Consider the following 22977-nt stretch of genomic DNA (forward strand, 5'->3'; position numbering starts at 1 on the left):
GATTCATTACGCCGGAATCCCGGATCGATTTGCGATGCGGACGGGGCCGGGCACCCGGAGGCGCCCGACCCCGCCCCTCCGGTTATCGCGGCATGGTGAGTGCGGCGTCGAAGGTGAGGTCGGGTGTGCCGCGGTAGTTGGCGTGGACCGACGCGGCCAGCACGTTGGTCCCCTCCTTCACCAGCGTCGCCGGAACCTGGAACGTCACCCGCGCCCCCGCCGCGGTCGTCGCCCGCGGCGCCGCCGTCGCATACGTGTTCTGCGTGATCGACCCGGCGGGCAGATTCGCCCGCCCCAGCTCCACCCCGTTCAGATACAGCACCACCCCGTCATCGGCGATCACCGACACCGTCCCGTCCTTCACCGACGCCGCATCCGACACGGTGAACGACGTCCGGAACTGCGCACTCAACGGCTTCGTGGCCAGATTCGACGGATCGATGTTCGTCGCCACCGTCGCCCCCCGCCCCAGCACGCCCTTCCCGACCGCCCACGACGACGCATCAAACCCTGCCGTGTTCCAGTCCCCCGGCAACGCATCCGCCGAGTACCGCCACGACCAGGCCGACCCGCTCGGCACCGACACCGCCGGGCCCACCGGAGCCGCAGCCGTCGTCGTCGCCTGCACCGTCACCGGAGTCGACGCCACCCCCGCAGCCGACACCGCCACCACCGCATACGTATACGCCGTCCCCGCCACCAAACCGGTATCCGTGAACGTCGTCGACGGAGCCGTCACCGTCCCCACCTTCACCCCGTTCCGCGACACCACATACGACGCCGCCGCCGTCGAACCCGCCGGAGCCGTCCACCCCAACACCACCGACGTCTGCGCCGGCGTCGCCACCAGACCCGTCACCGGGCCAGGAGGCGCCGCCCGCTCGCCCGTGAACGCCAGGTCGAACCCGAGGTCCGCGGTCGTGCGGAAGTTCGCGTGCACCGACACCGCCAGCACGTTGGTGCCCTCCGTCAGCACACCGGCCGGAACGCTGAACACCGCGCGCGTGCCCGCCGCCGACGACTGCGTCACCGCCGCCGTCGCGTAGGTGTTCTGCGTGACGGTGCCCGCCGGCATCCGCACCCGCCCGAGCTCACGGCCGTTCAGGTACACCACCGCGCCGTCGTTCGCGATGAGAGAGACCTTCGCATTCGTCACGCTCGCCGCACTGGTCACCGTGAACGTCTTGCGGAACTGCGCGCTCAACGGCTTGGTCGCCAGGTTCGACGGATCGATGTTCGTCGCCGCCCCCGACACGCCCCGCCCGAACAGCGCCTTCCCGACCGGCCACGACGACGCGTCGAACGTGGTCGCGTTCCACGTGGCCGGCAGCGCGTCCGACGAGTACCGCCACGACCACGAGTCCCCGTTGCCCACGAACGTCAGCGCGTTCGCCGGGGCCGGAGCGACCGTGAACGCCGCCGTCGACGCCGACCGGTTGCCCACCGCATCCCGCGCCCGCACGACGTAGTTCGCGGCGGTCGAGGTCACCGGCACGGTGTACGAGGCCGAGGTCGTGGAGGCGATCACACGGTTGCCCTGCAGCACCTCGTACGTCACACCCGAACCCGCATCCGTCGACGCGCCCCACGTCAGCGTCGCCGTCTTCCCGTCTGCCGATGGGGTCGACGACACCGCCCCCGGGGTCGTCGGCGCCACCGCATCCCGCGGCGCGAAGCGGATGAACCCGCCCGACCACTGCTCCGCACCACCCGGAAGCTGCGACCGGTTGAAGTCGCCACCCACCCACAGGGTGCCGGTGCTGTCGAAGAACGTCCCCCACGCGCCGTACCCCGCTCGCGCCTCCACCATCGGCGACCAGTCCGGGCTGTAGGTGCCGGACTTCGCGTCCCACGCCCCCACCAGATTGATCTTGTCCGCCCGGCTGAATCCGCCGACGAGCGTCTGGCTGTAGGCGTCGTCGTAGACGTAGTCCCCGCAGTGGCAGCCGCCGATCACCACGGAGCCGTTGGTCTCGACCGTCTGCATGTCGCCGCCCACCTGCGTGATCCAACCGCCCACGCGCTGGAGCGTGTTCCGGTCGTACGAGAACATCGAGTGCTGCGAGCCGCCCATCCACACACGCCCGCCGACCTCGATGATGCCGAGCTGCCACACCGCGTTGACGTACGCGCCGTTCTCGTCCTTGCGGTCGTCGCTGAACTCCGGCGTCCAGGTGGTCGCCAGCGGTGCGCCCGCCGTCGTCTGCAGCACCGCGGCCGACGGCGCCGGGGTCGACGACTTCATCAGGAAGTAGCCGGAGAAGTACGCGCGGTCGCCCTGGGCGTTCGCGTCGACCGAGGCCGCCGTCCCGTTGAGGTTCGCGTTCCACGCGGTGTCGGGCTTGCCGGTGGCCAGCACGATACGGCCGCCGTTCCACGCGCCGCCCGTCGTCGGTGTCGTGCCGACGGAGGTCAGGTGCGTGAACGAACCGGCGACGTACAGGTAGCCGCCCTGCACGTCCAGGTCGCGGACGAAGGGGACCGCACCGGTCGCGCGGTGCTCGACCTTGACCTGCCAGCCCGAGAGCTGCCCGGTCGCAGGATCGAGGATCGCCAGTCCCGGCTGCGCCACCCCGTTCACGGTCGAGAACTGCCCGCCGATCGCCAGCCGGCCGTCCGGCAGCGCCTGCACCGACTTCACCTGTCCGTCGAGCTTCGGCCGGAAGGTCGGGACCCACGCGCCGGTGTGCACGTCGAACGCCGCCAGGTACGGCTGCGACGTCTGCCCCGCGCCGTCCTTGGTCTGCTGCACGTTCAGGAAGTTGCCGCCGACGAAGACCTTCCCGGCGACCTCACCGAAGTCCGAGACCTCGACGTTCGTCTCTCCGGACTGGCCGTTGGCGAGCCCCGAGACACCCCACGACGTCTTCACGGCGTACGAGCTCGGGATCGACGGGAGCGTGCTCGCGGGCGTGCCCGTGGTCGGGACGGCACCGAAGTCGAGCGTCGACAGGGTGAGCTGCGGCCGCAGGAACACCTGGGCGAACGGCGTCGCGTACCCCTGCCCCGCCGGAGCCCACAGGTAGGAGGACGCGTCCGTCGTGCCGGTCACCGCCGAGCCGTACGCCCAGCCCATCCGGTAGCCGTGCGTGGCCCGCTGCGAGAACACGACGTTGTTCATGCCCGCGTCGTCGTTGAAGGCGGCGGTCACGCCACCGGTTCCCGTGGTGTCGATGCCGCCGCTGATGCCGAAGCCCCAGTCGGCGAGGTCGTGCTTGGCGCCGAAGGTCCACTCCCAGCGGTCGCTCTTCGCGAGCGAGAACCGCACCTCCTGCCAGGCACTGCCCGCGGCGTTGGTCGCGCGCCGCACGCGGATCCCGTCGGGCAGAGCATCGGGGCGGCCGTTGTTCAGCAGGCCGTCGACGGTCTTGGCGGGCAGCTCGGCCGGAGCGAACGCGGCCGTTCCCGTGGGCGCGTTCGCCACCTGCTCCGGCGTGCCGAGACCGTTGTAGCTCTCCTTCCACGCCTCCCGACCCCGGCCCACGAGCACCCACCCGCCGCCGTCGGTCGTCTGGTCGCAGTAGAACTGCTGCGGGTAGACCAGGCCCGGCGTCACCAGCCAGTACACGCCGTCCGCCGCCGCCGGGTTGTTCTGCTTGATCTCCCAGCACGACGCCGCCGCCGTCTCCTGCGTGCGCCCGTCCGGGCCCGAGGCGACCACCGCCGACGCCGCGCCCGGCGTGAGCAGGGCGCCCACCACTGCGAGGGCTGCGATCGCAGCCCCCATGACCGCGCGGCCTCCCCAGGCGCGCGCGCGATTCCCCACGATGTTCATCTGTTGTTGTGTCTTTCTGGCTTCCGACATCAGCTCTCGCTGCGGACGCGCCGCCGCGGCACACTCCTGCCACGGCGAAACGCAGACACGACACTGCAGACTGCCGGACCGGATGCCCCAAACATCCGGACCGGATCGCTCCACCCCCGAGCGGACGTCCCCAGATCGTCCCTATGCCATGAGACGGGATCGGGAGCGTTCCATTACGCAGAGACACCCGTTCCGATCATGTGAAGTTCCTGCATGCCGCCGCCGGGACGCACCGCCGAGCCCGTCCGCGACACACGGAAGGGGCCGGCCACCGCGACGGTGACCGGCCCCTTCCGGCGAGCGCTCCTGTCTCGACTACCCCTTGGTGGACCCGGCGAGCAGGCCGCGCACGAAGTAGCGCTGCAGCGCGAAGAACACGATCAGCGGGATGATGATCGACACGAACGCACCCGCCGTGAGCAGGTACCAGTCGTTGCCGCGCGTCCCGGTGATCTCGGCCAGCAGCTTCGTGATCGGCGCGGCCGCTCCGTCGGCGAACACCAGCGCCACGAGCAGGTCGTTCCACACCCACAGGAACTGGAAGATCGCGACCGAGGCGATCGCCGGCATCGTCAGCGGCAGCACGACGCGGAAGAAGATCTGTCCGCGCGAGGCGCCGTCCACGCGGGCCGCCTCGATGATCTCACCGGGGATCTCCGACATGAAGTTGTGCAGCAGGTAGATCGCCAGCGGCAGCGCGAACATCGAGTGCGCGATCCACACCTGCGCGTAGCCGTCCGATGCTCCGAGCGGCAGGGTCACCTGCAGACCGAACAGGTTGAGGCCGCGCGAGAACGAGCTGAGCAGCGGCACCAGCGCCATCTGGATCGGCACGATCTGGAGCGCGAACACGAAGATGAACAGGGCGTTGCGGCCCTTGAAGTCGATCCACGCGAACGCATACGCCGCCATGGCCGCGATCATCAGCGGCACCACGGTCGCCGGGATCGTGATGGCGATCGAGTTGATGAACGACTCGAGGATGGTCAGCTGCGTCGTGCCGGACTGCAGCACATCGACGTAGTTCTCCAGCGTGACCTGCGGGTTCGTGAAGAACGTCCACCATCCGGTCGACTGGATCTCGTCGCGCGGACGGAACGACGAGATGAACAGCCCGAGCGTCGGGATGGTCCACAGGACCGCGATGACGATCGACGCGGCGGACGCCCACGGACGGGACAGCTTCTTCCTGGCGCGTCCGGCGGCGCCGTCGAGGCCACCCCCGGTCGTGACGGCGCGCGTGCTGGCCGGGGTCTCGGTGCCTACGGTGTCGGTCATCGGATCTCCCGCTGCTTCTTGATCTGGCGCGCGTTGTAGATGACGATCGGCAGCACCAGGATGAACAGGATGACGGAGAGCGCGGCGCTGCGCCCCGCCTCGAACTTCGAGAACTGCGTGTACATCTCGTTCGCGAGCACCGACGTGCCGTAGTTGCCGGCGGTCATGGTGCGGACGATGTCGAACACCTTCAGCGAGGCGATCGAGATCGTGGTGAGCACGACGATGAGTGCCGGGCGGATCGCCGGTACGGTCACCGAGATGAACCGCTGCCACGCGTTCGCGCCGTCGAGCTCGGCGGCCTCGAGCAGCTCGGCCGGGACGCCCTTGATGGAGGCCGACAGCACGACCATCGCGAAACCGGTCTGGACCCAGATGAGCACGACGATGAGGAACAGGTTGTTCCACGGCTGGTTCAGCAGCCACTGCTGCGGCGTCCCGCCGAACCACACCAGGATCTGGTTCAGCAGACCGATCTGCTCGAACTCCGGTCCGCGGTACTCGTACATGAACCGCCAGATGATGCTCGCGCCGACGAACGAGATCGCCATCGGCATGAACACCAGCACCTTGTAGATCTTCTCGCCGCGGGTCCTGTCGATGAAGACCGCGTACGCGAGACCGACGATCGTCGAGACCGTCGGCACCAGCAGCACCCAGATGATGGTGTTGACGACCGAGGTGATGCCGTCCGACTGCGTGAAGATCCACACGTAGTTGGCGAACCCGACGAACGTGTTGCCCGAGGAGTTCCAGAACGAGGTGTACATGGTCTGGATCGACGGGAGGATGAGGCCGACGAGCAGGAGCAGCATCGCCGGAGCCATGAAGGCGACGAGCTGGATCAGGTAGCCCGCTCCATCGCGGGACCGGTAGTCCAGGAAGAAGAAGACGGCGCCGACGAGGACCGCGACCCCCATCGCCCAGTAGTAGGAGTTGAAGAACCACATCACGGCGAGCGGGATGAGCAGGCACATCGCCAGCCGGATGATGGTGTACTGCGTGCCCCGGCGTGGAGCGATGTCCACGAGCAGCAGGATGATCGCCACGACCACCGCGAAGGCGATGACCACGGCGACGGCCTGCAGGATCGGCGGGAGCGAGCCGATCCATTGGAAAAACACTGTCGCGTTCACGGATTCCCCTTACGTCACGCGGATCGGATCACGGCGCCCACGTCGATGTGGGCGCCGAGGGAGCAGAGGGGCCGCCCCTGGTGCGGGGCGGCCCCTCTTTCCCCGGGATCAGCTGGAGGGCCAGCCGGTCTCGATCTGCGTGAGCACCTCGTCCGTCGAGGTGCCGTTGACCCACGCGACCATGCCCTTCCAGAAGGTTCCGGCACCGACGGCACCGGGCATCAGGTCGGAGGCGTCGAAGCGGAACGTGGTCTCCGGGTCCTGCAGGATCTTGATGGTCTCCTGGAGGATCGGGTCCTTGGCGTTCGCCGGGTCGAGCCCGTTGTTGGCCGAGGTGACGCCGCCGAGGCTCACGCGGCTGTTGGCCCACTCGGGGCTGGACAGGTACGCGAGCACCTTCTGCGTGGCCTCGGACTCGCTGAACGCGCCGACGATCTCACCGGCGCCCGTGACGGCCGTGTCGCCCTCGGACTCGCCGGGGAGCATGAACGCCCACACGTCGCCGTCCTCGGCGATGTTCGTGCCCTCGGGGAAGAAGCCCGACAGGAACGAGGCCTGGTGCGTGAGCGCGCACTCGCCGGCGGCGAGCTTGGGTGCCACGTCGCCGAACGCGGTCGAGTTGATCGAGCGCACGTCGCCGAAGCCCGCGTTGACGTTGGCCGGGTTGAGCAGGATCTGTCCGACCGAGTCGAACGCCTGCTTGATCTGCGGGTCGGTGAACTTCACGTCGTTGGTGACCCACTGGTCGTAGACGTCGGGTCCGGACTGGCGCAGCACGTAGTCCTCGATCCAGTCGGTGCCCGGCCAGCCGGTCGCGGTGCCGGACTCGAAGCCGGCGCACCAGGCGGGCGTGCCCGTGGCGGCCTGGATCTTCTCGGTCAGCGCCGTCATCTCGTCGAGGGTCTTGGGGACCTCGACGCCCCACTCCGCGAACTTGGCGGGCGAGTACCAGATCCAGCCCTTGACGTTCGCCATGAGCGGGGCACCGTAGAAGGTGTCTCCGACCGTGCCGTAGTTCACCCAGTCTTCGGTCCAGTACTCGTTGGCGTTCTTCTCGACCTCCTCCGGGGCGGGCTTCAGGAAGCCGCGGTCGGCGAAGTCGGCGAACAGACCCGGCTGCGGGAAGATCGCGATGTCCGGCGGGTTGCCGCCCTGGGCGCGCGTGCCCAGCTGCGTCTCGAAGTCCTGGCTGCCCTCGTACTTGATGGTGATGCCGTTCTCGTCGGCCCAGTCCTTCCAGGACTCCTGGAGGAGTTCCGCCTCCGAGTCGACGATCGTGCCGTAGATCGTGACGGTGGCGTCGTCGCCTCCGCCGCCTCCGGTGCTCGGCGCACCTCCCGGAGCCCCGCAGCCGGCGAGAGCGATGCCCGCGACGCCCATCAGGGCCAGCGGCACGACCAGCCGGGAACGCTGTGACAGAGCCATGTGAATTCTCCTCTTCGAGTACAGGGTTCCGCTGTCCGTCGCCAGCACCGGCGTCGATTAGGGAACCGATTCCAGGCCAACATACTGGCGGCCCGCTCCCCGCACAACACGCAAGGGTCACAAGCTCGCAACCATTCCGATGCACCGCCGCGTCGCGGATGGGAGCGCTCCCTCCGGATCAGTGTGGAACCGGTTCCTTTTCCACGGTCAAGCCGCTACGCTGTCACCCGGCGAGCCCGGGCGTCGCCGTCCCCACATCGAAGTGGACCCTGGTCGAGGAGGACCGATGAGCACGATCGCGGACGTCGCGTCGCGTGCCGGGGTGTCCAAGGCCACCGCGAGCCGGGCGCTGAGCGGACGCGGCTACGTGTCCGACGAGACACGGCAGCGGGTCATGGACGCCGCAGACGACCTCGCCTACGTCGCCCACTCGTCCGCCACGAGCCTCGCGACCGGACGCACGCAGACCGTCGGCCTCGTGATGCCGCCCATCGACCGCTGGTTCTTCGCCGAGCTGCTCGCCGGGGTGCAGGAGTCGCTCCTCTCCGTGGACTACGACCTGTCGCTGTACGGCGTTCCCGAGGGGACGCAGACCAGGGAACGGCTGTTCGAGACCGTGCTGCCCGGTCGGAGGTTCGACGGCATCATCGCGGTGGGCATCCAGCCGAGCGCGCGCGAGCTCGAGCGCCTGCACCGCACGGGTCGCCCGCTGGTCAGCGTCGGGCCGTACAGCGAGGGATCGAGCGCGGTCTCGATCGACGACACCGCCGCCGCCCGCATCGCCACCGAGCACCTGATCGAGCTCGGCCACGAGGACATCGCGTTCGTGGGGGGCGCGACCGACGCCGCCGCACTGAGCTACGGCGATGCGCAGCGGCTCGAGGGGTACCACGGCGCGCTCCGCGCGGCGGGCCTGCTCGCCCACGCCCGCGTCGTCGGCGCGGCACCGACCATGCCCGGGGGCTATGCCGCGACCGCCGGGCTCCTCGGAGACCGGCGGAACCGGCCCACCGCGATCGTCGGAGTCTGCGACGAGGCGGCGATCGGGGCGATCATCGCCGCTCGACGCCTGGGCATCGCCGTGCCCACCGAGCTCAGCGTGGTCGGCATCGACGACCACGCCCATGCGGACATGTTCGCCCTCACCACGATCGGGCAGTCTCCCCGCGACCAGGGTCACGAGGCCGTGCGGCTGCTGATCCGACGGATGGCGGAGCCGGAGGCCCCCATCGAGCGGGTGACCGCCCCCTCGTCGCTCGTCGTGCGCAGCTCCACCGCACCACCGCGCTGAGCACCCCTCCCCGGACGCACGAAGGCCCCGGGCGGAACCCGGGGCCTTCGCAGAAGCGCTGGTGCGCTGGAATTACTTGAGGGTGACGGTCGCGCCGGCCTCTTCCAGAGCAGCCTTGGCCTTCTCGGCGGTCTCCTTGTTGGCGCCCTCGAGGACGGCCTTCGGAGCACCGTCGACGACGGCCTTGGCCTCGCCGAGGCCGAGCGAGGTGAGCTCGCGGACAGCCTTGATGACCTGGATCTTCTTGTCGCCGGCAGCCTCGAGGATGACGTCGAACGAGTCCTTCTCCTCCTCGGCAGCGGCCTCGCCTGCGCCACCGGCGGCACCGGCAACGGCGACGGGGGCAGCAGCGGTGACCTCGAACTTCTCCTCGAACGCCTTCACGAAGTCGTTCAGCTCGATGAGGGTGAGGCCGGCAAACTGCTCGAGCAGCTCCTCGGTGGTGAGCTTCGCCATGATGTATCTCCTAATAGATGGGGTGGTGGTGACGAGATCGCCGGTCGCTTACGCGGCCTCTGCGGTCTCCAGCTTTTCGCGAAGCGCGTCGATGGTGGCGGCAGCCTTGCCCATCGTCGCCTTCATCATTCCCGCGGCCTTCGCCAGCAGAACCTCACGGCTCTCGAGCGAGGCGTACGTGTTGACCTCGTCGGCAGAGAGGGCCTTGCCCTCGAAGATGCCGGACTTGATCACCAGAAGCGGGTTGGCCTTGGCGAAGTCACGCAGAGCCTTGGCAGTGGCGACGAAGTCACCGTGCACGAACGCGACGGCCGACGGACCCTTGAGGTCGTCGTCCAGCGAGGAGATGCCGGCCTTGTTGGCGGCGATCTTGGTCAGCGTGTTCTTCACCACGGCGTACTCGGCGTCCTGACGGATGCTGTTGCGCAGCTGCTTGAGCTGGGCAACCGTCAGACCGCGGTACTCGGTCAGCAGGACGGCGTTCGAGTTCTCGAATGACTTCGTGAGCTCGGCGACCGATGCATCCTTCTGCGCCATGGTCACTCCTTGATGTGTACGAGGCGCCGCACGGTGGTGGGGCGCCGGCCTCCGACCCCCTGCAAAGAGAAGAGCTCCGGCGCAAGCGCACGGAGCTCGGAAGTTCGTGACACCTGCGCGGGCCCCTGCGATGCAGAGCTTCGATCCTGCGTGCTTGCGCACACACGATGACCAGCGGTCTTCGGTTGCCACCCACTCTACCTCAGCGCGCGCCCCTCCCCAAATCCCCGGCGGCCGTGCGGGGACGCGGCGTGTGCAGGGAGGGAGCGTCGGCGGACGGGGTTAGGGTTTTCAGGTGACCCCCGAACTCCACGCCCGTATCGTCGCGGACTCTCGCGACCGGGTGGCGTGGATGCGGGCGCGGTCCCGCGGCATCACCGCGACCGACGTCGCCGGGCTCACGAGCGAGCGCTCCATCGCCCGTGCCGCCGACTCCAAGCTGGGCGGCGGCCCCCGCTTCGGCGGCAACGCGTACACCGACCACGGCCGACGGCGCGAGCCGGAGATCGCGGCCTGGGTCGCAGCCACGCACGGGATCCTCCCCTCCTCCGCGCTGTTCCGCGCCGAGGTGGAGCACCGCCACCTCGCCACGCCCGACGGGATCGCGGTCGACGCCGACGGGCGCATCCGCCTCGCCGAGATCAAGACCACGAACAAGGCGTTCCGCGGCATCCCGCGCACCTACCTGCGACAGGTCTGGTGGCAGCAGCACGTGCTCGGTGCCGAGCGCACGCTGTTCGTGTGGGAGGAGCACGTCGACTTCGCTCCGGTGCACGACGAGCCTCGCTGCGTGTGGATCGACCGCGACGACCGCGAGATCGCCAAGCTGGTCGACCTGGCCACCGCCCTGATCGACGAGCTGTACCGGCGCACCACGGGCCGCGACGTTCCCGCCCGCACGCAGGACGATTCCGCCAGCCGCCGCGAGCAGCTGCGCGAGCGCGACCTCTTCCGCGCCCTCGCCCTCGCCGACTGAACGCCGCACCGCCGGCACGACCTCACGTGCAGGTGTTGTTGCCCCCGAGCCCCAGCAGTCCGCCCACCGACAGCGTGCGGGTCGCCGCGGGCGACACCCAGGCCGTGCCGGGCAGGACGGCCTCGACCCGCACCGTGTTCGACGAGCCGAGCAGACTCCCCAGCAGCGTGCTGAGCACACCGGAGCTGATCGTCGCGGAGTAGGAGTAGGGGCCGCTGCCGCTCTGCGTCACGTTCGCGTTGTCGACCGCGACGTTGTTGATCGACAGTCGCTGCTGCGGCTTGAGGTATCCGGAGCTCCACGTGATCGTGAAGCCCGTGAACGTGCCGAGCAGGTTGGTCACGCTGCACGAGGTGATCGTGGGCGTCGTCAGCTGCGACGCGGTGAACGACCCCGCCGCGTACTCCGGGTCGGTGAACCGCGCCTCGGTCGGCTGCACCGCGGGCAGCAGCGCCACGCCGACCAGGACCCCGACCCCGAGGACACCGGCGATCGTGCGCCGCCACGGCCGTGTCATCCTCGCCCCTCCCCGCGCTCTCCTCCGCGACGCCCCCGCGCCACGAGAGCCCCGGTCAGCAGCAGTCCGCCGCCCACCGCCGCCAGCGGCAGCCACGGCGACGGACCCGTGACCGCGAGCGCACCGTCGGAGCCCACCGCCGCGCTCTCGCCCGCGCCGTGAGCCAGCACGCGCACCTCGGTGCTGCCGGAGCCGTCCGCCGGGTCGAGCGCGATCGTCAGCCGCAGATGCGCGGTCTCGGTGTCACGCATGGCCGTGAGCGGCACCTCGGCGCCGTCGCGCGGGACGCTCCAGTCCGTCCGCAAGACCGTCGCCCCCGCCGGGCACACCGCGTCCTGCCACGGCTCCGCGCACAGGGCGATGTCGAGCCGCAACCGAGCCGACCCGGACGCGCTCACGCCGAGCCGCACGACCCCGGGATCCGGCGCGTCGGCGCTCACCTGCACGTCCCACTGCACCGGCCGGTCGGGTCGCAGGTCGCGGGCGGCGTCCCAGTCCGCGACCGAGACCAGGCGCAGCACCTGGCCCTGCACCACCTCGGTGGAGGGGGCAGCGACCGCCGCCGCCGGTGCCGCAAGGGCCAGGCAGACGGGCGCCAGGACCGCGAGCGCGACGCGGGGCCTCACGGCGGACCGCCCTCGGTGCGAGCGCGTCGCGGCGACCGCGGCCAGAAGGCCCACACCACCAGCGCGGTCGCGGCCACGGTCATGCCGCCGAGCACGACGGGATGCCCGAGTGCGACGATCACGGTCGCCAGGCCCGGCACCGCGAACAGCACGGTGCGCACGGAGGTCACGGTGTACGGAAACGGGTCGTCGACCGCGTTCGCATCGCCCCGCAGCGTCAGCACGCGCTCCCCCGCCGCGGCGCCCGGTTGCACCGCGGTCACGCGGTGGGTCACGGGCAGGTCGCCGGGGCGGTCGACCGTCACGACGTCACCCACCTCCACCGCCGCGGCAGGGACCCGCTGCACCACGGCGACCGATCCGGCCGGGATGGTCGGCGACATCGAGCCCGTGCGGAACAGGATGAGCGTGATCTGCGCCGTGGCCGCCAGCAGCACCAGCACGATGCACACGACGCCCGCGGCGGCGGCGAGCCACAGCAGCGCATCGCCCAACGCGCGCGCGAACCCGAGGCGCCGGGTGGGGTGCTGCGCCCGCGCCCCCGCTTCCCCGCTCTGCTGCGCGCGCGCCTCGCGGCGGGTGAGTGCCGTCACGACCCCTCCTCTCGCTCGTGCCCCGCGGCGGCTACGACGACGTGCCCTGGATCTGCCATGTCTGGGTCATCGCCAGGCCCTGCGCGGTGTTCGGCGCCGTCGTCGGCAGCGTCACCGCGAAGCAGTAGTTCACGACCGATGCGCCGTTCGCGGACACCGCCTGCGTCGAGGCGCCGCCGGCCGTGAGCGCGGAGCCGTCCGCGACCACGGCGGTGCCGCCGGGGTAGGTCGCCGCGGAGCACGTGGTCCCGGCGATCGCACGCACCCCGTAGGTGAGCGACGACGCGAGACCCGTGCCGCCCGGCGTCCCGGCCGTGAGCTGGAGCACGCCGGCGACCGAGGGCGACGCGGTCTTGACGCTGAACAGCGCATACGTCGTGGTGCCGGGCGCCATGGCCGTGGGCGGGAGCTGGAAGTTCAGGGCGGCCGCCGTCCCCGTGGTCGCGTGGCTGGAGAACGTGACGCCATCGGTCGCCCCGACGAGGTCGAACCGGCCGGCCGTGAACGTGGCCGAGCCGAACTCCGAGTCGTTCCAGGCGGCGAGTGTCGCGGTCGCCCCGATGCCGAGCACCAGGCCGCCCGCCAGGAGGGCTCGGAGGCGGCGGGAGCGGAGCCGGATCCTCTCCCGCCGCTGCCTGCGGGTACCCATGGCCCGCTCAGCTCGTCGACGTGGCCGTGAACTCCCAGGTCGCGTTCGTGACCAGGCCGGGTTCGAGCGCGGCGGCGGCCGTGACCGCGACGCACAGCTGCACGGCGGTGCCCGGGGTGGCGGCGGAGGCTCCTTCGGTGAGCGTCACGGCGGTCACGCCCGTCTGTGCGTCGAGCGTGGCCCCGGAGGCGACGGCGGTTCCGGTCGCGCTGGCCGCGTTGCAGGTGGCGCCGGGAGCGAGCGGGTAGATCGCGTAGGACAGATGATCGGTGTTGGAGCTCGCCGCGGGATCCGCGGTCGTGCCCGCCGCGACGAGGCTGGCCCCGGTGGTCGTGCCGGCCGCGAGACGCACCCAGAAACCCGCGTAGACGGTGTCGCCGGGCGACATGTTGCCGACGACGCCGGAAGGGAGCGTGAACGCGAGGGTGGCGGCCGTGTCGCCGTCGTCGACGTTGTGGTCGGTGAAGGCCGTGCCGTCGGTCGAGCCCTCCAGGTTGAACGAGCCGGCGGTGAACGTGCCGGTCGCGAACTCGGAGTCGTTCCAGGCGGCGAGCGTGACCGCCGCTCCCACTCCGAGGACGAGTCCTCCTGCCAGGACCGCGCGGACCTTTCGCCGGGTCGTGGTCGTCGCCATGTCGTTTCCCCCTCCGTCGTCGATCTCGGGGAACGCCGGCGAGCGGAACTCGGAGGATTCTCCCGCGTCCTCGCATCCTCTCCGAGCCCCTCGGACCAGACAAGGCGGATCCGCGCGCAGCCGTGGCACAATCCGCGCAGCCGGGGATCGTCCTGTCAGCGGCGCGACCGGCGGGCGGGCGCGACCGGGGCGAGCACCCGCCGCGCCTCGTCGGCCACCTCGGCGGCGATGGTGTCGAGCAGCGTCGACCGCAGGTTCCACTGCTGCCAGTACAGCGCGACCTTCAGCGTCGGACCCCCGAGCGCGACCAGTCCGGGCGTCTCCTGCAGCCGAGGGACCATCCCCCAGCCGAGGCCGAGCGACACCGCGATCGCGTAGTCGTGGGACGCGGGGACGTAGTGCCGCGGCACGCCCTGCTGCGTGACGGACATGGCCGCGAGCCACTCGTGCTGCAGCGTGTCGCGACGGTCGAAGTCGACGAACGGCGCGCGGGCGAGAGCGGCGGCGCTCACCCCCTCGGCGAACCACCGGTCCGCGAAGCCCTGCTCCGCCATGGCGCGATACTCGAGCACCCCGAGAGGTGCGACCGAGCATCCGGCCACCGGGGTCTCCTCGCTCGTCACCGCGGCCATCACCGTGCCGGATTCCAGCAGCCGGGCGGTGAAGTTCTGATCGTCCCGGTGCAGGTCGACGTCGACGTCGTGCGTGGCGGAGAGTCGTGCCATCGGCGCGAGGAACCACGTCGCCATCGAGTCGGCGTTCACGGCGAGCGGAACGACGATGCGCCGCTCGGAGCCGTCGTCGCCGATGCCCACCCCGGCGAGCGCGTCGTGCTCCAGCAGCGCCACCTGCCTGGCCAGCCGCACCACCGCCTCACCGGCCTCGGTGAGCCGCGCGGGCTTGCTGCGCACGAGCAGGATGCGCCCCAGCCGTTCCTCCAGGCTCTTGAGCCGCTGGCTGACCGCGGACGGCGTGATCCGGAGTCGGCGCGATGCCGCGTCGAGAGTGCCTTCGTCGGCGACGGCGGCCAGGGTCGCGGCGAGCTCCGGATCGATCCTCACATCAGTGATGCTAATGGTTCGCAAGGAATCTTCGCTTTCTCTGATGGCAGTCGCTTCCTAGGCTGGTGCCATGCTCACCGTCCTCGCTGGTCTCGGACTCGGCCTCTCCCTCATCGTGGCCATCGGCGCCCAGAACGTCTTCGTCCTGCGCCAGGGCATCCGGCGGGAGCATGTGCTGGCGGTCGTGATCGTGTGCGCCGTCTCCGACGCCGTGCTGATCGCCGCCGGTGTCGCCGGGCTGGGCTTCCTGCTCCAGGCTGCGCCGTGGCTCGTGGTCGTCGCCCGGGTTGCCGGGGCGCTGTTCCTGTTCGGCTACGGGCTGCTCGCGGCACGGCGCGCCTGGCGCGGCGGTGAGGTGCTGGCGGTCGATGCGTCCTCCCCCGCCGACGGAACGGGGACCGGTCGATCGGCCGGCGGCACCGCGACCGCCATCCGGAGCGGAACACGTCTGGCCCCCGTGCTCCTCACCGTCCTCGCGCTCACCTGGCTCAACCCGCACGTGTACCTCGACACCGTCCTGATGCTCGGGTCGATCGCCGCGACGCACGGCGAGCAGCGCTGGCTGTTCGCCGCCGGGGCCATCCTCGCCAGTGTCCTGTGGTTCACGGCCCTCGGTTTCGGGGCACGCTACCTCGGGCGCTGGCTGCGTACCGAGCGGTCGTGGCGCGTTCTCGACGCGGTGATTGCCGTGATCATGGTCGCGCTCGCCGTGAGCCTGATCCTCCCCGTGTTCGGCGGCTGATCCGGCTCAGGCTCCGTCGATCTGCGCCAGCCGCGCCCGCACCAGCGCGCGCAGCGTCTGCTCCGGGATCGGATGCTCCGGCTGGAAGCGGATCGTCCCCTTGTCCACGCTGGCGCCGGGATGATCGGCCAGCGCCGCCGCCACGGCCGCGACCGCGTCGGGGCTGAAGGGATACACGCCGATGTGCTTCTTGGCGCGCATCACCGACAGCAGCGGTCTGCCCCCGTGGACGAGGGCGGGCATGCCGTAGCCGGTGCCCTGCTCTGCATCCGGCTCCTCCTCCCGCGCGATCGCGTACACGCGGCCGATCGCCGCGCGGTCCGCGGGGGCGAGCCCGGTCAGGTAGTCGTCGATGGTTCCCACGACCGCATCCTGTCACCGATCGGCGGCGCGCACGAGCCCCGGGTCTCAGGCGCCGTCGAGCGGGCGGAGGATGCGCGTGAGGAACCGCTGCGTGCGCTCGTGTCGCGGGGCGCGGAAGATCTCGGCCGGCGGCCCCTCCTCGACCACCACCCCGCCGTCCAGGAACAGGACGTGGTCGGCGACCTCGCGCGCGAAGCTCAGCTCGTGCGTGACGACCGCCATGGTCCACCCCTCGTCGGCGAGCTCCTTGATCACCAGCAGCACCTCCCCGACGAGTTCGGGGTCGAGCGCACTCGTCGGCTCGTCGAACAACAGCAGGTCGGGCTTGAGAGCGAGAGCACGCACGATCCCCACGCGCTGCTGCTGTCCTCCGGACAGCTGATGCGGACGGGCGTCCGCCTTGTCCGCCAGGCCCACCCGGTCGAGCAGGGCCAGGGCCTCGGCCACGACCTCGGCCCTGGGCCGCCGCTGCACACGCCAGGGCCCCTCGATCACGTTCTGCAGCACCGTCAGATGCGGGAACAGGTTGTGGTGCTGGAACACCATCGCGGAGCGATCGCGCAGGGCGAGCCGCTGCTGCTTCTGCGCGCGAGGCCGCGGCCGCTCGGCGGGGGCGAAGTCGAGCTCGGGCCCGCCGTCGACCGTGATGGTGCCGGCGTCCGGCGTCTCGAGGCCGTTGAGCGCGCGCAGCACGGTGGTCTTCCCCGAGCCGCTCGGGCCGATGAGCACCAGCACCTCTCCGCGGTGCAGCGTCAGGTCGATCCCGCGCAGCACCTCGGTGTCGCCGAAGCTCTTGCGCAGTCCGCGGGCGGACAGCAGCGGGACGGGTGTCTGGTCAGTGGGCGACACGGCGGTCGAGCCTCCTCTCCAGGGCGCTCTGGCCGAACGACAGCACCAGGCAGAACACCCAGTACACCAGCGCCGCGGCGAGGTAGATCACCATGAACTCGAGGGTCGTCGCCGCGATCTGCTGCGCGACCTTGAACAGCTCCGTCACCAGGATCAGCGACGTGAGCGAGGTGTCCTTCACGAGCGAGATGAACGTGTTCGACAGCGGGGGCACGGACACCCGTGCCGCCTGCGGCAGGATGATCCGCGTGAGCGTGCGGGTGCGGTTCATCCCGACCGTGTACGCCGCCTCCCACTGCCCCTTCGGCACCGACAGGATCGCGGCCCGCACGACCTCGGCTCCGTACCCGCCCACGTTGAGCGACAGCGCGATGATCGCACTCGGCCATGGGTCGAGCGTGATGCCGATCGACGGCATCCCGTAGAAGATCACGAACAGCTGCACCAGCATGGGCGTGCCGCGGATCACGGAGATGTAGAAGCGCGCGACGCCCGCCACCACCGGATGCACCGAGATCCGCATCAGCGCGACCCCGACCGCGATCAGCAGCCCCAGCGCGAACGACACCAGCGCGAGCGGCACCGTCGCCGTCAGGCCCGCCCAGGCGATCGGCCAGAGCGAGTCGAGGAACAGCTGCCAGGGGTTCGCCATCGGTTACTGCGAGACGTCCTCGCCGAAGTACTTCTCGCTGATCTCCGCCAGGGTGCCGTCGGCGCGCAGCTCCTCGAGAGCGCCGTCCACGGCCTCGACGAGCGAGGTCTTGTCCTTCGTGAACACGAACGCCTGCTCGCCGGCGTCCTCGGTCTCCGCCGCGATCTTCAGCCCCGTCGGGCTGTTCGTGGTCTCGTAGTCGAGGAACGTCAGCTTGTCGTTCACGGTCGCGTCCACACGGCCCTGACGCAGCAGCTCCACGGCCTGCGCCCAGCCCTCGACGGCCTCGACCTTGGCGCCGGAGTCGGTCGCCAGCTCGTACCAGTTGCTGGTGAGCGACTGGGCCGTGGTCTTGCCGGCCAGGTCGTCGAACGAGCTGATCGAGTCGTCGTCCTCGGCCACCACGATGACGCCGGGCGACACGGTGTAGGGCGCGCTGAAGAGGTACTTCGCCTCGCGCTCGTCGTTGATCGAGACCTGGTTCGCGATCACGTCGAAGCGGCCGGCGTCGAGACCGGCGAAGATCGCGTCCCACTGCGTCTCCTGGAACTCCACCTCGAGGCCCAGCTTGTCGGCGACGGCCTGGATGATCTCGACGTCGTAGCCGGTCAGGTCGCCCGAGCCGCCGTCGTCGTGGAAGCTGAACGGGCGGTAGGTGCCCTCGGTCGCGACCGTGAGCGTGCCGTCCTTCACCAGGCCGAAGTCGGAGCCCGCGGTGCTCTCCGCACCGGACGTGCTCGCGGGCGTGGTGGAGCCGCTGCAGGCGGTGAGCGCCGCGGCGGCGACGACGAGTGCGGTGACGGCGATGAGACGACGGGACATGGACCCTCCTGGGGTGAGAGGCGCGGTGCGAGTTTACGCGACCGGCGCGGGACCTCCCCACAGTACGTGCCGTCGCGAGATCCCCCGCATCCGATGACGCTCCGTGTCGACGCGGGGCGGAGGACGCGAAACGCCCCCGGGCGGAACCCGGGGGCGTTTCGGTGAGTCAGGCTCAGATGGCGTTGACGTCCAGCGGGATGCCGGGGCCGAACGTGGTCGACACCGCACCCTTCTGGATGTAGCGGCCCTTCGCGCTCGACGGCTTGAGGCGGACGATCTCCTCGAGCGCTGCGCCGATGTTCTCGTTCAGCTGCTCGGCGGTGAAGGACGCCTTGCCGACGACGAAGTGCACGTTGGCGTGCTTGTCGACGCGGAACTCGATCTTTCCGCCCTTGATCTCCTCGACGGCCTTGGCCGGGTTCGGGGTCACGGTGCCGGTCTTCGGGTTCGGCATCAGGCCACGCGGACCCAGCACCTTGCCGAGACGACCGACCTGGCCCATGAGCTCCGGGGTGGAGACGGCCGAGTCGAACGCGGTCCAGCCGCCGGCGACCTTCTCGATGAGCTCGGCGCCGCCGACCTCATCGGCACCTGCGGCGATCGCGGCCTCGGCCGCGGGGCCCGTGGCGAAGACGATGACGCGGGCGGTCTTACCGGTGCCGTGAGGCAGGATGACGGTGCCGCGCACCATCTGGTCGGCCTTGCGGGGGTCGACGGCGAGCTTCAGCGCGACCTCGACGGTCGAGTCGAACTTCGCCGAACCGGTCTCCTTCGCGAGCGCGACGGCCTCGGCGGGCGTGTAGAAACGGTCTGCCTCGATCTTCTCGGCGGCAGCCTTGTAAGCCTTGGACTTGGTAGCCATGATTATTCTCCTCAGCCCTCGACCGTGATGCCCATGGAACGGGCGGTGCCGGCGATGATCTTCGAGGCGGCCTCGATGTCGTTCGCGTTCAGGTCGGCCTGCTTCTGCTCGGCGATCTGACGGACCTGGTCCTTGGTGATCTTGCCGACCTTGACGGTGTGCGGGGTGGCCGAGGCCTTCTGCACGCCGGCGGCCTTCTTGATGAGCTCCGCCGCGGGCGGGGTCTTCAGGACGAAGGTGAAGCTGCGGTCCTCGTAGACGGTGATCTCGACGGGGATGACGTTGCCGCGCTGCGACTCGGTCGCGGCGTTGTACGCCTTGCAGAACTCCATGATGTTGACGCCATGCTGACCGAGCGCGGGGCCGATCGGCGGCGCCGGGTTGGCGGCACCGGCGTTGATCTGAAGCTTGATCAGGCCGGTCACCTTCTTCTTCGGTGCCATTCTCTTTCCTTTCCTCGAGGCGGATGCGGACACCCGCTTCTCCCACGGACCCGGCATCTCCGGGTCGTGGTCGTCAGCGCGCACGCCGAAGCGGCACACAAACCATAAGAGTCTACCGCATCCCGCGCCCCGCTCCCGCGCGGGGTCAGGGGTCGCGGTACTGCTCCGCGATCCGCTGCCCGAGCTCGCGCAGGGCTGCGCGCACCTCGGCGGGTTCGAGGACTTCCACGGCGCCCGTCCATCCGGCGAGCTGCTCGGCCAGAGCGTCCGCACGGTGCGCCCGCACCTCGATCAGTCTCTCGTCGGCATCGATCACCGCGGCCTGGCGCCCGAAGCGGTCGAGCACCGCGCGCACGGCCCAGGCCTCCGCGCGGATCACGGCGCGCGCCTCGCCCCGCAGCCCCTCGACCGTCTCGACCATCCGCTCCCACGCGGCAGGCGCGTCGAAGCCGTCCGGCCCTTCCCCCCGCTCGTCGGTGAGGGCGAGATCCGCGATCCGGTCGACCCGGTACGTGCGCAGCCGGTCCACGTCGGCCCCGCCGTTCCGGCCCGGCGCCGCGAGCAGATACCACCGCGGACCGCGGCTGCCGACCACGAGCGGCACCACCTCGACCGGCCGCCCGGCGTCGCCGTAGCCGAAGCGCACCCGGCGGCGCGCAGCGATCGCCCGCTGCAGCTCCGACACCGCCGGCCGCTCCGGCGCATCATCGGGTTCACCCCAGGGCGCATCCCGCACGGTCGACTCCGCCACCCGCTGCGCGCCCTCGCGGAACGGTTCCGGCACGGCACGCATGAGCTTGCGCACCGCGGCCGTGTGCTCCGGCGCGGCGGCGCGGCTCTGGCTGAGCGCGACCAGCAACGACGTCACCTCGCTCTCGGTCAGTCCCGTGAGATCGGTCCGGGCCCCTCCGATCAGGCGCCACCCGCCGCCGCGCCCCCGAGACGGATAGAGGGGCACACCCGCCATGGCGAGCGCCTCCAAGTCGCGGCGCGCGGTGGGCACCGAGACCTCCAGCTCGGCGGCCAGTTCCGCGGCGGTGATCCGGGGGCGGCCCTGCAGGAGCAGCAGAGCCTGGATCAGGCGATCGGCACGGATCGGGAACCTCTTTTCCGAAGTGATCAGAAGGTGATCACTTCACGGTCGAGCATAGAAGGAAAGCCGTTCCCACCGAAGGAGAAGATCCCATGTTCCGTGGTCTCGCCAACCTCAACCTCGTCGCCGAGGACATGCCCGCCGCGATCGACTGGTACGCGCGCGTGTTCGACGCCGCGCCGTACTTCACCCGCCCCGCACAGGGGACCCCGCAGTACGCCGAATGGCGCTTCGGCGACGACGACGACGAGTTCGCGCTGATGGACGCCCGCTTCCGCCCCGCCCTGCCGCAGCCGGGAGGCGCGCTCGTGAGCCTGCACGTCGACGACATCCACGCCGAGATGGACCGCCTCGCAGCCCTCGGCGCCACCCCGTTCGACCCCGTCACCCAGCGCGGCGAGGGGTGGTGGTCGGCGTCGGTCAGCGACCCGTTCGGCAATCTCCTCGGCCTGATCCAGAGCCCGCACTGGGCCGCACAGCACGCGGGCTGACCGACGGGTGCGGGGAGCCCCGCGGCCGCACGCAGAACGCCCCGCCGGATGAGCCGGCGGGGCGTTCTGATGACAGCAGTGTCAGATCATCTTGGTGACCTGGTCGAACGACAGCTCGACCGGCGTCTCGCGCTCGAAGAGCGAGACGAGGACCGTGAGCTTGCCGCTCTCCGGCTTGATCTCGCTGATCGAACCGGGAAGACCCGCGAACGAGCCCTCCTTGATCGTGATGGTCTCGCCCACCTCGAAGTCGACCTCGGCCGGCAGCGGACGGGCCACGGCGACGCCGCCCTTCGCCGCGATGTTCTTGGCGGTCGGGACGTCCTTCACCTCGACGAGCGACTTCAGCATGTTGAAGGCCTCTTCGAAGCGCAGCGGCGTCGGGTTGTGGGCGTTGCCCACGAAGCCGGTGACGCCGGGGGTGTGGCGCACGACCGACCAGGTGTCCTCCGTGAGCTCCATGCGCACCAGCACGTAGCCGGGGATGCGCACGCGGGTGACCATCTTGCGCTGGCCGTTCTTGATCTCGACCACGTCTTCCATCGGGACCTCGACCTGGTAGATCTCGTCCTCGACCTCGAGCGTCGACTTGCGCTGCTCGATGTTGGCCTTCACCTTGCGCTCGAAGCCCGCGTACGAGTGGATGACGTACCACTTGCCGGGGAGCATGCGCAGGTCCATGCGGAAGGCCTCGTAGGGGTCCTCCTCGGACTCGGCGTCCTCCTCCTCGGACTCGGCTGCGGGACGGTCGTCCTCGCCGTTCACGTCGGGACCGTCGTACGGGGTGACCTCGTCGGCCGCCTCGGCCTCCTGCTCGGCGGCCTCCTCGGCCACGGAATCGTTGAGGACCTCGGCGGCGGCCTCGGACTCCGCCGCTTCGTCCAGGTTGAGAGCGTCGTTCACGATCGCGTCCGCCTCCGGGTCGTCGATGTCGATGTCGATGTCGTCCGTGTCGTCCTCGCCGTCCTCGTCTTCGACGTGGACCGCGACGTGCTCGGCAGAGGTGACCGAGAACTCCTCAGCGGCGAGCACGTTGCCCTCCTGGGCCTCGTCCTCCTCGCTGGACTGCTCTGCGGCGGTCGCCCAGTCGGCGTCGTCGGAATATCGTTCAGACACGTTGCTTCTTCTCCATAGCTGCGGCTGCCGCCGCGGGGGTCATCAGCCAGGGATACCGAACACGTAGTGGGTCAGGAGCCCGAAGACGTAGTCGAGACCGTAGACGATGCCCATCACGATCACGACGAAGACGAGCACCACACCCGTGAACTTGAACAGCTCCTTGCGGGTCGGGGTGACGACCTTGCGCAGTTCGGCGATGACCTGGCGGATGAACAGGGCGATGCCCCCGAAGAACCGGGAGAAGGGGTTGCCCTTCTTCTGGCGCGTGGCGCCGGCCGCGACGACCTCGCCGCGCGGTTCGTCCTGATCCATCCTGAATGTACCTTTCGTGTGCCAGCGTTGCACTGACGCGCAGGGCGGACAGGAATCGAACCTGCAACCTGCGGTTTTGGAGACCGCTGCTCTGCCAATTGAGCTACCGCCCTAGAGACCCGGAGGCCTCGGGGTGCCCTCCCATCCCCGCGCTGCGCCGAGATCCGAAGACCCGAGGCACGGCGAAAGAATGCAGAGAACAACTGCTCCACAAGCATACGGCATCCGCCCGACGGTGCCGAACC

At 70.2% G+C, this 22977-nt stretch carries 25 protein-coding genes and 1 tRNA gene; 4 read left to right on the forward strand and 22 right to left on the reverse strand.

Annotation, left to right across the window (positions count from 1 at the left end; translation table 11 throughout):
- Positions 1 to 82: 82 nt before the first annotated feature.
- The 4 genes from ACWH95_RS00755 to ACWH95_RS00770 all read right to left on the reverse strand — a co-directional run bounded on the left by ACWH95_RS00755 (position 83) and on the right by ACWH95_RS00770 (position 7644).
- Entirely contained in the window at positions 83 to 3775 is a 3693-nt protein-coding gene (locus ACWH95_RS00755) for a fibrinogen-like YCDxxxxGGGW domain-containing protein (protein WP_454120005.1), read from the reverse strand.
- Positions 3776 to 4120: 345 nt separating this feature from the next.
- Positions 4121 to 5083 (reverse strand): carbohydrate ABC transporter permease, encoded by a 963-nt coding sequence (locus tag ACWH95_RS00760; RefSeq protein WP_136034362.1) that lies wholly within the window; start codon positions 5081 to 5083, stop codon positions 4121 to 4123.
- Positions 5080 to 6219 (reverse strand): carbohydrate ABC transporter permease, encoded by a 1140-nt coding sequence (locus tag ACWH95_RS00765; protein WP_136034364.1) that lies wholly within the window; start codon positions 6217 to 6219, stop codon positions 5080 to 5082. The genes ACWH95_RS00760 and ACWH95_RS00765 overlap by 4 nt, the downstream gene beginning before the upstream one ends.
- A 108-nt stretch (positions 6220 to 6327) precedes the next feature.
- On the reverse strand, positions 6328 to 7644 hold the full coding sequence (locus ACWH95_RS00770) for an ABC transporter substrate-binding protein (RefSeq protein WP_136036965.1): 1317 nt from the start codon (positions 7642 to 7644) through the stop codon (positions 6328 to 6330).
- A 286-nt stretch (positions 7645 to 7930) separates the two neighbouring features.
- Between ACWH95_RS00770 and ACWH95_RS00775 the strand changes: the two genes are divergently transcribed.
- Complete coding sequence (locus ACWH95_RS00775) at positions 7931 to 8935, forward strand: LacI family DNA-binding transcriptional regulator (protein ID WP_136034369.1); 1005 nt, start codon at positions 7931 to 7933, stop codon at positions 8933 to 8935.
- Positions 8936 to 9007: 72 nt separating this feature from the next.
- On the opposite strand, the gene rplL is transcribed toward ACWH95_RS00775, so the two are convergent.
- Both rplL and rplJ read right to left on the reverse strand, forming a co-directional pair.
- Positions 9008 to 9391, reverse strand: coding sequence for a 50S ribosomal protein L7/L12 (gene rplL, locus ACWH95_RS00780; RefSeq protein WP_067194328.1), 384 nt, complete (start codon positions 9389 to 9391; stop codon positions 9008 to 9010).
- A 48-nt stretch (positions 9392 to 9439) separates the two neighbouring features.
- Positions 9440 to 9928 carry a 50S ribosomal protein L10 gene (gene rplJ, locus ACWH95_RS00785; RefSeq protein ID WP_136034371.1) on the reverse strand — a complete coding sequence of 163 codons (489 nt, stop codon included), beginning with the start codon at positions 9926 to 9928 and terminating at the stop codon, positions 9440 to 9442.
- 295 nt (positions 9929 to 10223) lie between these two features.
- Between rplJ and ACWH95_RS00790 the strand changes: the two genes are divergently transcribed.
- Positions 10224 to 10904: a YqaJ viral recombinase family protein gene (locus ACWH95_RS00790; protein WP_136034373.1), complete on the forward strand. Its 681-nt coding sequence runs from the start codon at positions 10224 to 10226 to the stop codon at positions 10902 to 10904.
- A gap of 22 nt (positions 10905 to 10926) precedes the next feature.
- Here ACWH95_RS00790 and ACWH95_RS00795 read toward each other — a convergent pair whose 3' ends face one another.
- From ACWH95_RS00795 to ACWH95_RS00820, 6 genes are all read right to left on the reverse strand, one after another.
- Positions 10927 to 11421 carry a hypothetical protein gene (locus tag ACWH95_RS00795; protein ID WP_136034375.1) on the reverse strand — a complete coding sequence of 165 codons (495 nt, stop codon included), beginning with the start codon at positions 11419 to 11421 and terminating at the stop codon, positions 10927 to 10929.
- Positions 11418 to 12047 (reverse strand): hypothetical protein, encoded by a 630-nt coding sequence (locus ACWH95_RS00800; protein WP_454120006.1) that lies wholly within the window; start codon positions 12045 to 12047, stop codon positions 11418 to 11420. Before ACWH95_RS00800 ends, ACWH95_RS00795 begins: the two co-directional genes overlap by 4 nt.
- Positions 12044 to 12640 carry a signal peptidase I gene (locus tag ACWH95_RS00805; RefSeq protein ID WP_136034379.1) on the reverse strand — a complete coding sequence of 199 codons (597 nt, stop codon included), beginning with the start codon at positions 12638 to 12640 and terminating at the stop codon, positions 12044 to 12046. Before ACWH95_RS00805 ends, ACWH95_RS00800 begins: the two co-directional genes overlap by 4 nt.
- Positions 12641 to 12671: 31 nt before the next feature.
- Positions 12672 to 13289, reverse strand: a complete 618-nt coding sequence (locus tag ACWH95_RS00810; RefSeq protein WP_136034381.1) for a SipW-dependent-type signal peptide-containing protein — start codon at positions 13287 to 13289, stop codon at positions 12672 to 12674.
- 7 nt (positions 13290 to 13296) lie between these two features.
- Entirely contained in the window at positions 13297 to 13923 is a 627-nt protein-coding gene (locus ACWH95_RS00815) for a SipW-dependent-type signal peptide-containing protein (RefSeq protein ID WP_378802698.1), read from the reverse strand.
- 155 nt (positions 13924 to 14078) lie between these two features.
- Positions 14079 to 14984 carry a LysR family transcriptional regulator ArgP gene (locus tag ACWH95_RS00820; protein ID WP_454120007.1) on the reverse strand — a complete coding sequence of 302 codons (906 nt, stop codon included), beginning with the start codon at positions 14982 to 14984 and terminating at the stop codon, positions 14079 to 14081.
- Positions 14985 to 15054: 70 nt separating this feature from the next.
- Here ACWH95_RS00820 and ACWH95_RS00825 point away from each other — a divergent pair, with 70 nt between their 5' ends.
- Entirely contained in the window at positions 15055 to 15726 is a 672-nt protein-coding gene (locus tag ACWH95_RS00825; protein ID WP_454120008.1) for a LysE/ArgO family amino acid transporter, read from the forward strand.
- Positions 15727 to 15732: 6 nt separating this feature from the next.
- Here the strand turns inward: ACWH95_RS00825 and ACWH95_RS00830 are convergent, their stop codons facing one another.
- From ACWH95_RS00830 to ACWH95_RS00860, 7 genes are all read right to left on the reverse strand, one after another.
- Positions 15733 to 16089, reverse strand: a complete 357-nt coding sequence (locus tag ACWH95_RS00830) for an iron chaperone (RefSeq protein WP_454120009.1) — start codon at positions 16087 to 16089, stop codon at positions 15733 to 15735.
- A gap of 45 nt (positions 16090 to 16134) precedes the next feature.
- Complete coding sequence (locus ACWH95_RS00835; RefSeq protein WP_136034393.1) at positions 16135 to 16938, reverse strand: amino acid ABC transporter ATP-binding protein; 804 nt, start codon at positions 16936 to 16938, stop codon at positions 16135 to 16137.
- Entirely contained in the window at positions 16925 to 17590 is a 666-nt protein-coding gene (locus ACWH95_RS00840) for an amino acid ABC transporter permease (RefSeq protein ID WP_136034395.1), read from the reverse strand. Before ACWH95_RS00840 ends, ACWH95_RS00835 begins: the two co-directional genes overlap by 14 nt.
- Before the next feature lie 3 nt (positions 17591 to 17593).
- Entirely contained in the window at positions 17594 to 18412 is an 819-nt protein-coding gene (locus tag ACWH95_RS00845) for an amino acid ABC transporter substrate-binding protein (RefSeq protein ID WP_136035368.1), read from the reverse strand.
- Between the two features lie 172 nt (positions 18413 to 18584).
- Positions 18585 to 19274: a 50S ribosomal protein L1 gene (gene rplA, locus ACWH95_RS00850; RefSeq protein ID WP_136034399.1), complete on the reverse strand. Its 690-nt coding sequence runs from the start codon at positions 19272 to 19274 to the stop codon at positions 18585 to 18587.
- Between the two features lie 11 nt (positions 19275 to 19285).
- Positions 19286 to 19717 carry a 50S ribosomal protein L11 gene (rplK, locus tag ACWH95_RS00855; protein ID WP_025102337.1) on the reverse strand — a complete coding sequence of 144 codons (432 nt, stop codon included), beginning with the start codon at positions 19715 to 19717 and terminating at the stop codon, positions 19286 to 19288.
- A 145-nt stretch (positions 19718 to 19862) separates the two neighbouring features.
- Positions 19863 to 20840, reverse strand: coding sequence for a helix-turn-helix transcriptional regulator (locus tag ACWH95_RS00860; RefSeq protein WP_454120649.1), 978 nt, complete (start codon positions 20838 to 20840; stop codon positions 19863 to 19865).
- Between the two features lie 62 nt (positions 20841 to 20902).
- Here ACWH95_RS00860 and ACWH95_RS00865 point away from each other — a divergent pair, with 62 nt between their 5' ends.
- On the forward strand, positions 20903 to 21301 hold the full coding sequence (locus ACWH95_RS00865; protein ID WP_454120010.1) for a VOC family protein: 399 nt from the start codon (positions 20903 to 20905) through the stop codon (positions 21299 to 21301).
- An 81-nt stretch (positions 21302 to 21382) separates the two neighbouring features.
- Here ACWH95_RS00865 and nusG read toward each other — a convergent pair whose 3' ends face one another.
- From nusG to ACWH95_RS00880, 3 genes are all read right to left on the reverse strand, one after another.
- A complete protein-coding gene (nusG, locus tag ACWH95_RS00870) occupies positions 21383 to 22417 on the reverse strand; it encodes a transcription termination/antitermination protein NusG (RefSeq protein ID WP_136034405.1) in 1035 nt (344 codons plus the stop codon).
- 42 nt (positions 22418 to 22459) lie between these two features.
- Positions 22460 to 22732: a preprotein translocase subunit SecE gene (secE, locus tag ACWH95_RS00875; RefSeq protein ID WP_136034407.1), complete on the reverse strand. Its 273-nt coding sequence runs from the start codon at positions 22730 to 22732 to the stop codon at positions 22460 to 22462.
- 40 nt (positions 22733 to 22772) lie between these two features.
- A tRNA-Trp gene (locus ACWH95_RS00880) sits at positions 22773 to 22845 on the reverse strand.
- Positions 22846 to 22977: the final 132 nt, after the last annotated feature.

Source organism: Microbacterium sp. NPDC055502, assembly GCF_053643635.1.